Consider the following 13,015-nt stretch of genomic DNA (forward strand, 5'->3'; position numbering starts at 1 on the left):
GTCATCCTCCCAAGGCGGAAAAATGAACAGCAGGATCAGGATGAATGAAGGGATCAGACGGCTGAAGCGCTTCGTGCGCCACGATCCAGGCATGCTCCCGTCCCGCATCCCCCCCCTGATCAAACAACGCGGGCAGAACGTTCGCGCCCCCCCCGGTCCACAAGGGCGAAATCCCACTCTCCATCCAGGGATGCGTGTCGGGCAGCGCCTCGTGGGTATCCAACGCATGCAGCCGCACAATGGGCGCGTCGCTGGCGACCAGATTCCCCAAAAACGACTCCGGGTTCCAGGCATCGGGCCGGGCGTGGTCCAGGCTGGCATGAGCCGGATCCCGCGCCATCGGCTCCTGGGAGGATGGCGAAAACGCCCCATTTTCCAACGAATGGTTATCGACAGTCAAGGCCACCTCTGCCAGGAGCATCCCGCCACCCTCCGCAGTTTCGGCCCGCCCGTGGGACAACACCTGTCCACCGGCATCGTTCACCCCCACCAACGCCTTCTCCAGGCTGATGGCCGTCAGATTCCAGGCGTCCAGCGAGGTCAACTCGCCGGCGTCGGTCTGGCCATCGCCGTTGCCGTCCCGCCAGACCGACAACGACTCGAACCCGGAGTCCGTCCGGTCCACCTGGCCGTCGTGGTTGCCATCCAGGGTAGCCAGCGCATCCATGCCGCTCGCGTGCCGGGATCCGGCATAAAACTCCGAGAACATCTCGGTGATGTCGTCGATGCGTCCATTGCCGTTGAGATCCCGTACCAGGAAACCATCCGCGCCGTCAATCCACCCCGCGCGGCTCAACGACCCATCCGGCGACATGGCAAACGCCGAAGAACCCGCCTCGGATACGGTCAGATGAATGCCGTCGCCGTTGAGATCCAACACCAACGGATCGACCACAATCTTCACCCCGGCGCTCTTGGTGGTCGTGCCGTCGCTCAGGCTGTAGGCGAAATAGTCGCTTCCCAGCCAGTTGTTCGCCGGGGTATAGATCCGTTGCGCACCGCTTCCGGAAAGGGTCCCATGGGATGGCGCGGTCAGAATGGTACTGGTCAGGGCATCCCCGTCCGGATCGCTGCCCAGGGTGATCGTCGTGGCGGTATTTTTATGGGTCGAAACCTCTTGATACTGCTCGTTGTACAGGGAACGAACCTCGGTGTCGTTCAGCGCGCGGCCATAGATGCGCACATCGTCCAGATAGCCGTTGAAATTCTGAATGTTCTGTTCGTAGTCGCGCCCGATGGTAAAAGGGGTGGTGATCGCGAAATTGACGGTGTTGCTGGTGGAAGTGACCAGAGTGCCATCCACGTACAGGGCCTGAAGATTCGAGGCGTTGTCGAATGTCCCCACGATCTGGTGCCAGGTGTTGGCGGATGAAATCGGCGCGGACAGGGCGATGGTGTTGACCTTGAAGGTCATGGAGGAGGCACTGCCCTCGATGTAGAGTTCATCGTTGGTGGTATGGGCTTCCAGGATCTGGTTGGTGCCGGTCGAGGAGAGCTTGAACCAGGCAGACAGGGTGACACCGGCAAAACCGGTATTGTTGGTGATGCTGCTCAAGGTCGGAGTCAGGGCATAGCCGGAAGCGGTATAGAGGGACTGGCCCGCATGGCCGGTCGAATAGATCAGGGATCCCTTGGCCGAGGCGTTCAATCCCTGTCCCGAACCGTCGTTCAGGTTGCCGTCAAAGGCGTAATGGGCCAGCAGACCATTCACCGGAACGCTGACAGGCACTTCGACCGCATCATTGACTGCGGTAACGACGATGCGCGCCGTGGCCGTGTCGGTCCCGCCGTGGCCATCGCTGATGGTGTAGCTCCATTGATCCGTACCGTTGAAATTGCCGGTCGGCGTATAGGTCAGGGTGCCATTGGCATTGACCACCAGGGTTCCGTGGCCCGGCGTGCCGTAACCGGTGATCGAAAGGGTGTCGCCACTGTCCGGGTCGGTATCGTTGCCCAGCAGCACCGAAGTCGCGAAGTTGAAAGCCGTGTCTTCACGGGTGGTGAGCGAACCGTCATCCACGGCGTTCGGAGCGTCGTTCACCGCCCGCACATCCACGGTCAAGATGCCGGGCGCGCTGGAGAGCTTGCCATCGCTCACCGTGAAACCAATGGCCGCATAGCCGCTGCCCGAGGCATTGGCCACCGGCGCATAATTCAACTGGCCACCCGCGATCTGGGCTGCCGTGATCGTCGCACCTTGGGAGAGGCTCTCGTTGGAATCCAGAACCCCGTCCCCATCCGCATCCCGCCACAGGGTACCCCTTCCCGGCAGGGTGGTGAGGGTCACCGAGGCCAAAGGGTCGCCGTCGATATCGGCAAAACCGAAATCACCGCTTTGCAGGGTCAAACGGCCATCCTCGTCCATGGTGAGGGTTTTGTTGGCCGCGGTCGGGGCATCGTTCACGGCGGTCACATCCACGGTCAAGGTGCCAGCCGCGCTGGAGAGCTTGCCATCGCTCACCGTGAAACCGATGGCCGCATAGCCGCTGCCCGAGGCATTGGCCACCGGGGCATAATTCAACTGGCCACTCCGAAGCTGGGCCACCGTGATGGTCGCACCCTGGGAGAGTCTCTCGCCGGCATCCACAACGCCATCCCCATCCGCATCCCGCCACAAGAAGCCCTTCTCCGGCAAAGTGGTGAGGGTCACCGAAGCCAGGGTATCGCCGCCATCCACGTCCGCGAAACCGAAATCACCGCTCTGCACGGTCAAACGACCATCCTCGGCCACGGTGAGGGTTTTGTTGGCCGCGGTCGGCGCGTCGTTCACGGCGGTCACATCCACGCTCAGGGTCCGGGCCGCGCTGGAGAGCGCGCCATCGCTCGCCGTGAAACCGATGGCGGCATAGTTCGTTCCCGACTCGTTGGCAACCGGGGTGAAAAAGAACCGACCGCCGGCGATCTGGGCCGCGGTGACCGTCGCACCCAACGAAAGCGCCTCGTTGGCATCCAGACTGCCGTCCCCATCCGCATCCAGCCACGGCGTCCCCTTCCCCGACAGACTGGTGATCGTCACCGAGGCCAGGACATCCCCATCGATATCCGCGAAACCGAAATCGCTCGCCTGCAAGGTCAAACGACCGTCCTCGGCCACGGTGAGACTCTTGTTGGCCGCGGTCGGCGTGTCGTTCACGGCGGTCACATCCAGGCTCAGGGTCCGGGAGTCGCTGGAAAGCGCCCCATCGCTCACCGAAAAACCGATGGCGGCATACCTGGCGCCCGAGGCGTTGGCCACCGGGGCGAACAGAAGCTGCCCGCTGGTGATTTGGGCCGCCGTCACCGTCGCACCTTGGGAGAGCGCCTCGCCGGCATCCAGGCTGCCATCCTGGTCCGCATCCAGCCACAGGCTACCCGCGCCCGGCAGGGTGGTGAGGGTCACCGAGGCCAGGGCATCCCCATCGATGTCGGCAAACCCGAAATCACTCGCTTGCAAGGTCAACCGCCCGTCCTCGGCCAGGGAGAGGGTTTTGTTCGCGGCGGTCGGCGCGTCGTTCACCGCAGTCACGTTCACGGTCAAGGTGCTTGGATCGCTCGACAGTTCGCCATCGCTCACCGTGAAAACGATACCGGCGTAACCACGGCCAGACCCGTTGGCTTCCGGCGAGAAGATCAATTGGCCAGCCGTGATCTGGGCCGCCGTGACGATCGAGCCTTGGGTGAGCGCTTCGCCGGAATCCAGGATCTTGTCCCCATCCGCATCCCGCCACAGGGTGCCCTTTCCCGACAGGTTGCCAATCGTCACCGAGGAGAGGCTGTTGCCATCCACGCCGCTGAAACTGAAGTCCGAAGTCTGGAGGATCAACGGAAGATCCTCCAGCGTGGTCAGGGTCGTGTTGGCCGCAGTGGGCGCGTCGTTCACCGGGGTCACATCCACGGTCAGCGTCCGGGAGTCGCTGGATCTCGCCCCATCGCTCACCGAAAAACCGATGGTGGCGTAGTTCGTTCCCGACTCGTTGTCAACGGGCGAAAAAATCAGATGGTTGCTCTTGATCTGCTCCACAGTGACCGTGGCACCCTGTGAAAGCCCCTCCCCGGCATCGAGGACGCCATCACCGTCCGCGTCCAACCACAGAGTGCCCGCTCCGGTCAGCGTGGTAACCGTCACCGAAGCCATGGCATCGCCATCCACGTCCCCGAAGCCGAAATCCATGATCTTCAGCGTCAACAGGGCATCCTCGTCCATGGTGAGGCTCTTGTTCTCTGCGGTCGGCGCGTCGTTCACCGCGGTCACGTTCACGGCAAGGGTTGCCGACACGCTCGAAAGCCCGCCGTCGCTCACCGAAAAACCGATGCTGGCATATCCGCTCCCCGAGGCATTGGCGACCGGCGAATAGAACATCTGGCCACCCGCAATCTGGACCGCCGTGACGACCGCGCCTTGGGAAAGCGCCTCGCCGGCATCCAGGGTGCCATCCTGGTCCGCATCCAGCCACAGGCTACCCGCGCCCGGCAGGGCGGTGAGGGTCACCGAGACCAGGGCATCCCCATCGATGTCGGCAAACCCAAAGTCGCTCGCTTGCAAGGTCAACCGCCCGTCCTCGACCAGGGAGAGGCTCTTGTTCGCGGCGGTCGGCGCATCGTTCACCGCCGTCACATCCACGCTCAAGGTTGCCGGAACGCTCGAAAGCCCGCCGTCGCTCACCGTGAAGCCGATCCCGGCATACCCGGTCCCCGAAGCGTTGGCCACCGGGGCGAACAGAAGCTGCCCGCTGGTGATTTGGGCCGCCGTCACCGTCGCACCTTGGGAAAGCGCCTCGCCGGCATCCAGGCTGCCATCCTGGTCCGCATCCAGCCACAGGCTACCCGCGCCCGGCAGGGCGGTGAGGGTCACCGAGGCCAGGGCATCCCCATCGATGTCGGCAAACCCGAAGTCGCTCGCCTGCAAGGTCAAACGCCCGTCCTCGGCCAGGGAGAGGCTCTTGTTCGCGGCGGTCGGCGCATCGTTCACCGCCGTCACATCCACGCTCAAGGTTGCCGGCACGCTCGAAAGCCCGCCGTCGCTCACCGTGAAGCCGATCCCGGCGTACCCGGTCCCCGAAGCGTTGGCCACCGGGGCGAACAGAAGCTGCCCGCTGGTGATTTGGGCCGCCGTCACCGCCGTACCCTCGGATAGCGCCTCGCCGGCATCCAGGCTGCCATCCTGGTCCGCATCCAGCCACAGGCTACCCGCGCCCGGCAGGGCGGTGAGGGTCACCGAGACCAGGGCATCCCCATCGATGTCGGCAAACCCGAAGTCGCTCGCCTGCAAGGTCAAGCGGCCATCTTCGACCAGGGAGAGGCTCTTGTTCGTGGCGATCGGCGCATCGTTCACCGCCGTCACATCCACGCTCAAGGTTGCCGGCACGCTCGAAAGCCCGCCGTCGCTCACCGTGAAGCCGATCCCGGCGTACCCGGTCCCCGAAGCGTTGGCCACCGGGGCGAACAGAAGCTGCCCGCTGGTGATTTGGGCCGCCGTCACCGCCGTACCCTCGGATAGCGCCTCGCCGGCATCCAGGGTGCCATCCTGGTCCGCATCCAGCCACAGGCTACCCGCGCCCGGCAGGGCGGTGAGAGTCACCGAGGCCAGGGCATCCCCATCGATGTCGGCAAACCCGAAGTCGCTCGCCTGCAAGGTCAAACGACCGTCCTCGGCCAGGGAGAGACTCTTGTTCGCGGCGGTCGGCGCATCGTTCACCGCCGTCACATCCACGCTCAAGGTTGCCGGCACGCTCGAAAGCCCGCCGTCGCTCACCGTGAAGCCGATCCCGGCGTACCCGGTCCCCGAAGCGTTGGCCACCGGGGCGAACAGAAGCTGCCCGCTGGTGATTTGGGCCGCCGTCACCGTCGCACCCTCGGATAGCGCCTCGCCGGCATCCAGGCTGCCATCCTGATCCGCATCCAGCCACAGGCTACCCGCGCCCGGCAGGGCGGTGAGGGTCACCGAGACCAGGGCATCCCCATCGATGTCGGCAAACCCGAAGTCGCTCGCCTGCAAGGTCAAGCGGCCATCTTCGACCAGGGAGAGGCTCTTGTTCGTGGCGGTCGGCGCATCGTTCACCGCCGTCACATCCATGCTCAGGGTGTGCACCGCGCTCGAGAGCGCCCCATCGCTCACCGAAAAACCGATGGCGGCATAGTTCGTTCCCATCGCATCGGCAACCGGTGAAAAAATCAATTCATTGCCCGCGATCCGGGCCGCCGTCACCGTCGCACCTTGGGAAAGCGCCTCGCCGGCATCCAGGCTGCCATCCTGGTCCCCATCCAGCCACAACGTCCCATGGCCCGACAGGCTGGTGAGGGTCACCGAGACCAGGGCATCCCCATCGATGTCGGCAAACCCGAAGTCGCTCGTCTGGAGGGTCAACCGCCCGTCCTCGGCCAGAGAGAGGGTCTTGTTCGCGGCGTCCGGCGCGTCGTTCACCGCCGCGATGGTGATCCGAACCGTGGCCGTGTCGCTTCCGCCGTGGCCATCCTGGATGGTGTAGCTCCACCCGTCCGCACCGTGGTAGTCGGCGTTCGGGGTATAGGTGAGGGTGTGGTCCTCGTTGACCACCAGCACCCCATGCTCGGGCGCGCCGTAAGCGCTGATCGTGAGCGCGTCCGTGTCCAGGTCGGTATCGTTGCCGAGCAGATCCGAGGCGGCGAAGGTCAGGGAGGCATCCTCGTGGGTGGCCAGCGTCGTGTCATCCACCGCGTCCGGCGCGTCGTTCACCGCCGCGATGGTGATCCGAACCGTGGCCGTGTCGCTCCCGCCGTGGCCATCCTGGATGGTGTAACTCCACCCGTCCGCACCGTGGTAGTCGGCGTTCGGGGTATAGGTGAGGGTGTGGTCCTCGTTGACCACCAGCGACCCATGCTCGGGCGCGCCGTAAGCGCTGATCGTGAGCGCGTCCGTGTCCGGGTCGGTATCGTTGCCGAGCAGATCCGAGGCGGCGAAGGTCAGGGAGGCATCCTCGTGGGTGGCCAGCGTCGTGTCATCCACCGCGTCCGGCGCGTCGTTCACCGCCGCGATGGTGATCCGAACCGTGGCCGTGTCGCTCCCGCCGTGGCCATCCTGGATGGTGTAGCTCCACCCGTCCGCGCCATGGTAGTCGGCGTTCGGGGTATAGGTGAGGGTGTGGTCCTCGTTGACCACCAGCACCCCATGCTCGGGCGCGCCGTAAGCGCTGATCGTAAGCGCGTCCGTGTCCGGGTCGGTATCGTTGCCGAGCAGGTCCGAGGCGGCGAAGGTCAGGGAGGCATCCTCGTGAGTGGCCAGCGTCGTGTCATCCACCGCGTCCGGCGCGTCGTTCACCGCCGCGATGGTGATCCGAACCGTGGCCGTGTCGCTCCCGCCGTGGCCATCCTGGATGGTGTAGCTCCACCCGTCCGCACCGTGGTAGTCGGCGTTCGGGGTATAGGTCAGGGTGTGGTCCTCGTTGACCACCAGCGACCCATGCTCGGGCGCGCCGTAAGCGCTGATCGTGAGCGCGTCCGTGTCCAGGTCGGTATCGTTGCCGAGCAGATCCGAGGCGGCGAAGGTCAGGGAGGCATCCTCGTGGGTGGCCAGCGTCGTGTCATCCACCGCGTCCGGCGCGTCGTTCACCGCCGCGATGGTGATCCGAACCGTGGCCGTGTCGCTCCCGCCGTGGCCATCCTGGATGGTGTAGCTCCACCCGTCCGCACCGTGGTAGTCGGCGTTCGGGGTATAGGTGAGGGTGTGGTCCTCGTTGACCACCAGCACCCCATGCTCGGGCGCGCCGTAAGCGCTGATCGTGAGCGCGTCCGTGTCCAGGTCGGTATCGTTGCCGAGCAGGTCCGAGGCGGCAAAGGTCAGGGAGGCATCCTCGTGGGTGGCCAGCGTCGTGTCATCCACCGCGTCCGGCGCGTCGTTCACCGCCGCGATGGCGATCCGAACCGTGGCCGTGTCGCTCCCGCCGTGGCCATCCTGGATGGTGTAGCTCCACCCGTCCGCACCGTGGTAGTCGGCGTTCGGGGTATAGGTCAGGGTGTGGTCCTCGTTGACCACCAGCACCCCATGCTCGGGCGCGCCGTAAGCGCTGATCGTGAGCGCGTCCGTGTCCGGGTCGGTATCGTTGCCGAGCAGATCCGAGGCGGCGAAGGTCAGGGAGGCATCCTCGTGAGTGGCCAGCGTCGTGTCATCCACCGCGTCCGGCGCGTCGTTCACCGCCGCGATGGTGATCCGAACCGTGGCCGTGTCGCTCCCGCCGTGGCCATCCTGGATGGTGTAGCTCCACCCGTCCGCACCGTGGTAGTCGGCGTTCGGGGTATAGGTGAGGGTGTGGTCCTCGTTGACCACCAGCACCCCATGCTCGGGCGCGCCGTAAGCGCTGATCGTGAGCGCGTCCGTGTCCGGGTCGGTATCGTTGCCGAGCAGATCCGAGGCGGCGAAGGTCAGGGAGGCATCCTCGTGAGTGGCCAGCGTCGTGTCATCCACCGCGTCCGGCGCGTCGTTCACCGGTGTCACGTCCACATTCAAGGTGGTCGCCGTGCTCGAAAGCTCCCCATCGCTCACCGTGAAGCCGATGCCGGCATAACCCGTTCCCGACCCGTTGTCCACCGGGGAGAAGTGAAGTTGGCCATTCCCGATCTGTGCCGCCGTGACCGTCCCACCCTGAACAAGCGCCTCGCCGGCATCCAGGCTGTCATCCTGGTCCGTATCCAGCCACAATGTCCCATGGCCCGACAGGTTGGTGATGGTCACCGCGGCCAAAGCATCCCCATCGAGATCCGCAAAGCCGAAATCACTGACCTGAAGGGTCAACCGCCCATCCTCGACCAGGTTCAAAACCTTGTTCGCGGCGGTCGGCGCATCGTTCACCGACGTCACGTCGATCTGAACCGTGGCAGTAGCCATGCCACCAATACCATCGGGCATGGTATAGCTGAAGGTGTCGATACCATGAAAATCGGCTGGAGCCGTATAACTCATCCCGCCATCCGCGGAAAGTTCAATCTTGCCGTGGGTGGGCTGGACGATACGCACGAGATCCAGGGAGGTGGTGCCGGTAATGCGGTCATTGGCGAGCAGATCCTGGATGGTGAATGCGAACGACGCATCCTCGGCCACCTGCAACGCATCGTGCTTCAATTCCGAGGCAGAGGCAACCAGGGCCCCATCCACTTCGTCGAGCACTTCCAAAAGACCGGAAAGCTGCCCCTCTTCCAGATCCGCGAGTTCCTGGAGAGTGGATTTGAAATGGGCCATGGCCTCAACCGCCGACAACAACCCCTCCTTGGGCGGCAGACCCGGATCGAACAGATCGGGATTGCTGACCAGGCTGATCAATTGGTTGTTGGAACCGAACTCCTCGATGGATGCGTTGATATCCACCGTGACCCCCTTGGCGGCTTCCTGGGCCTGTTCGGAGATCTGAATGCCATTGTTCGGATTGCCGTCCGAGTCCAACGTTTGCAAGAGTCTGAGGATATTGACAATGGCATTGGAACTTTTGGCAGGGGCGAGATCCACGGGGGTCACATAGTTTTGCCCCTGGGAACTGCCGAGCACGATATCGCCAATTCGGAACACCACGATATCGCCGGGTTTGTAGGCGTATCCACCCGAACTGGTGGTGATTCCGGTCACATTGCCTGCGGTATACGTCACGCCACCAACCGGACTGTCCAGAAACACGCCGGTCTTGCTGGGCAACGCCGGTGGCAAGACGGTCTCCGAACTGTTTTGCGTATCGAGCGTGATCAACCTGGGACGATAGATCTCATCCTGTTGCGCGGTCGCGGCCATCCACCCGGCGTAACCATTCCCTTTGTCCCCATGGGAGTCGCCTTCGGCACTGGCGGTCCACCCCTGGCTGGTCAGAAAGAGATCTCCGGTCGAAAGCGAGGACAGCTCTTTGTCCTTGGCCAAAAGAGGATCCTTGATCCCCTCGCCCGTGGCGCCATGCTGAGTCTGTCCCGAGGCGGTTTTATCCAGACCCGCGCCATCCGCGGCATGTTCCGACTTGCCATCCGCCGCATGACTCTTGTCGGACGGATTGACCCCATCGCTGCCCGCCCCCTTATCGTGGGACTTGTTGCCGTCATCCTTGCGACCATCCCCGCCATGATCCCGGATCATGTCGAAGTCGAGATTGTTTTTCAGATGGTTGAGAAAGGGCGCCGGAGGTCGGAAAATCGGGGTGGGCGCCGCCGCGCCAAAGGTGACGGAGGTGGCGGTTCCGGGTTCCAACAGGGTGACCGTCTCGCGACCCGCAGCGTCGGAGATGTCGAGAATACCGGAGGTATGCACCACCGTGGTGGAACCATCCTCGGCCACCTCGCCGGACAACTCGCTCCCACGCACCCCGATCATGGCGGTCGGGGTTTTGATCAGGGAGTGCTGTCCAGGATGTTGAAACGCCAAATCCCCGCTCTGATAGCGAAAAATCCCCCGTGTGACGGTGGCTTCGAACGCACCCTGCTTCTCAGCCGGGTCGAACTGGTATTTATCGAGAACCGCCTGCGCCTGATTGCTCAGTTGGAACTCGGTGCCATCCACGAATCTGAACAGGACCGAAGCGCCTTTGTCGGTCTTGATGACATCCCTGGGGTGAACCGGGCTCCCTTCTTGAAGGGTGCGGCTGACGCCATCGGGTCCGGTTGCGGTGACATGGCCCACCAGTTTGGTGCTGGTGCCGATGGTTGGCGCGGGTTCGGCATACATACTCGGTCCGGCGACCAGGGTAGCGGGCTTGTCCGGGCGCGTCAGGAGTTCCACGGTTTCGGCCTGCAACAGGGCACCGTTGGGAGCCTGAAGCGCCGGTCGCGCAGACTGGGTGAAATAATCCTCCAACAGAACGCGCTCACCCGTCTCCTTCTGAATGAGCAGATGATCCCCTGTACGCACGAACTCCCCGTGGAGCAGGAAATCGGCATCCGGTAACACCTTTGGAGGTGGTGAATTCAACAACGCCTGATTTTTGCTCATGGTATACCCTCCTCATCCATGCATAACATTAAATCAATGCAATCATAATTATCATTTGTATACCATGTAATCATTCAATATTCCGAAAAATTGGCAAATATTGTAAAATCATCAATTTGTTCAACCCCATCGTATGGATGTCCATCCCATCATTGCTGTGATAGAGTATATTTTATCAAATCTGTTTTGCAAACGATTTATGCTTCTTCAATCATTCTGCGGCAGCGTTCCAGGGTGTGGAGCGTATCGTCGCACGACGAAAGATCGAGGCGGAAGATGGCGATGGTTCCTTGTGCGCCTTCCGCAACCAGAGATCATCGCCCCGATCAGCCGTGCGGATGAAGGTGGGAACGGATCGAAGAGGTGGCGATCGAGCAAGAAACGAGATCCCATAAAAAAGGATGCTGGGGACATTACCGTATCCCTGGTATTCCATGGCGGCGCTCCGGGAAAAGAGGTGGATTCCGCCTTCCAGCGAGCCGCCTTCAAAGGCCTGAATCAGGCGTTTGAAGGCGACACACACCATGTCAAGGATTAATTTTTACAGTCTCCATTTTCTGAAATTCTCAAGTCCATTTTTTTATATTGCATTTCGGTACAGGCTGATCAAATAATAGACAGAATATCGATTCTGGATTCAAGAATGAAGCCGAACACCAGAAAATCGAGCAACATACACTATTTTTTGTTGGAGGTTTGCCAAAATGAAACGTTTAGTAATGTTGGCTGCTGCTCTTGGTTTGGGCATGCTTTTCTCGGCTGGCACGGTTCAAGCTGGCGCCGATGATGTCGCCTGGGTGCAAAAATGCATCAAGGACAACAAACGCGAAGGCCAGTCGGCAGCGACCGTGGCCATTTATTGCACCTGCATGAACAACAAAATGTCCGACAACGAAACCCTTTCCATCACCGCCTGGGAGCAGACCCACCCCGCCGAGATGGCTGAGTGCGAAAAAGAGGCTGGTTGGAAATAACGCTTGACCCACAAGTCCACAATCACTTACTGCATCCGATTGAAACAGATCATGTAACCTCGACTTGGGCCATTGGATTCTGCAGGTGAAAGGCAAGGATGACTCTGATATACCGATCATCGGGAACCAACCGAAAAATCGGGAGAAATCAGATGTCATCCTTGCCAGTGGATATTTTGTTCGTTAGTTATTGCCGTTTTGCAAGTTGTTTTCTGCTCCAGTCTGGCACCATGTGCGTTTGATGGCGACAGGAGCGATTTTGTGCCAGAGGCCTCGGACTGTGGCGTCGATTCCTGCGGACCATGGGTCACGCCAACGAAAAGAGGTTCGAAAAGTACCACCACGTCCTGAGCCGAGCCAAACGGTCTGGATTGTACGAATTCCCGGTTCCTGTGCCACATGAAAAACGTGGGACCAAACCCAGCAAAGGAGAACGGTTGCCAAGTTTGCAGGAGTTGGCGATCGATCCTTCCCGCAAATGGCGAGAAATCATGGTCAATTGGTACAGTGGGCGCCAGAAACTCTTGGAAGTTCTGGATGCCCCTGGTCACCCCCCCTTGCGATCCTCTGGGTGCTGGTGCGGGATCCGGAGGACAAAGGCAGCAAGGCTCATCCCCTCTTCTCGACCGCTCATGATTTGACCGCTTGGCACATCGTGGAACGCTGCGTCATGCGATGGCGCATTGAGATGACATTCTGGGACAGTCGGCGACATCTGGAGGGGAAGAGTCCGCGGCAATGGTCGGACAAGGCCATTGAACGGACCACTCCGACCTTGTTGGCACGCTTCTCCATGGTCTGCCTGAGGGCGGTCCAGATTTCTAAAGGTACCGCTTTGGCAATGGTCAGGCAGAGGGCTTGGCCTGTCAAACAGGAGGCTGTCTTTTCCGACGTGTTGGCTTGTGTTCGGAGGGGGATTTGGTCTCATCAATATTTCGTCAACTCAGCTCCGCAGGCTGACTGCGTGCAATTGCCTGCCGAGGCATGGGATGCCTTGATGTATCAATTGACCGCCACGGCATGAAATGGCCAAAGTCGGGGACGGGCATCACCTACCCATTGTATTTTACCTGGAATTCCCGAAGGGAAGTCCAGGATACGGGCGGTGAAGGGGTTCTCCCCCCATCATGCA

3 protein-coding genes are annotated in these 13,015 nt (G+C 61.7%); 2 read left to right on the top strand and 1 reads right to left on the bottom strand.

Annotated elements, in window-relative coordinates; all coding sequences use genetic code 11:
- Position 1: 1 nt before the first annotated feature.
- Positions 2-10,909 carry a tandem-95 repeat protein gene (locus ACOY6C_RS10855; protein WP_420905498.1) on the bottom strand — a complete coding sequence of 3,636 codons (10,908 nt, stop codon included), beginning with the start codon at positions 10,907-10,909 and terminating at the stop codon, positions 2-4.
- 704 nt (positions 10,910-11,613) lie between these two features.
- Between ACOY6C_RS10855 and ACOY6C_RS10860 the strand changes: the two genes are divergently transcribed.
- Positions 11,614-11,883, top strand: a complete 270-nt coding sequence (locus ACOY6C_RS10860; RefSeq protein WP_420905499.1) for a hypothetical protein — start codon at positions 11,614-11,616, stop codon at positions 11,881-11,883.
- 571 nt (positions 11,884-12,454) lie between these two features.
- A complete protein-coding gene (locus tag ACOY6C_RS10865) occupies positions 12,455-12,907 on the top strand; it encodes a hypothetical protein (protein WP_420905500.1) in 453 nt (150 codons plus the stop codon).
- Positions 12,908-13,015 lie beyond the last annotated feature (108 nt).

It is taken from the genome of Candidatus Magnetaquiglobus chichijimensis (genome assembly GCF_045865675.1).
Taxonomy (GTDB): domain Bacteria; phylum Pseudomonadota; class Magnetococcia; order Magnetococcales; family Magnetaquicoccaceae; genus Magnetaquiglobus; species Magnetaquiglobus chichijimensis.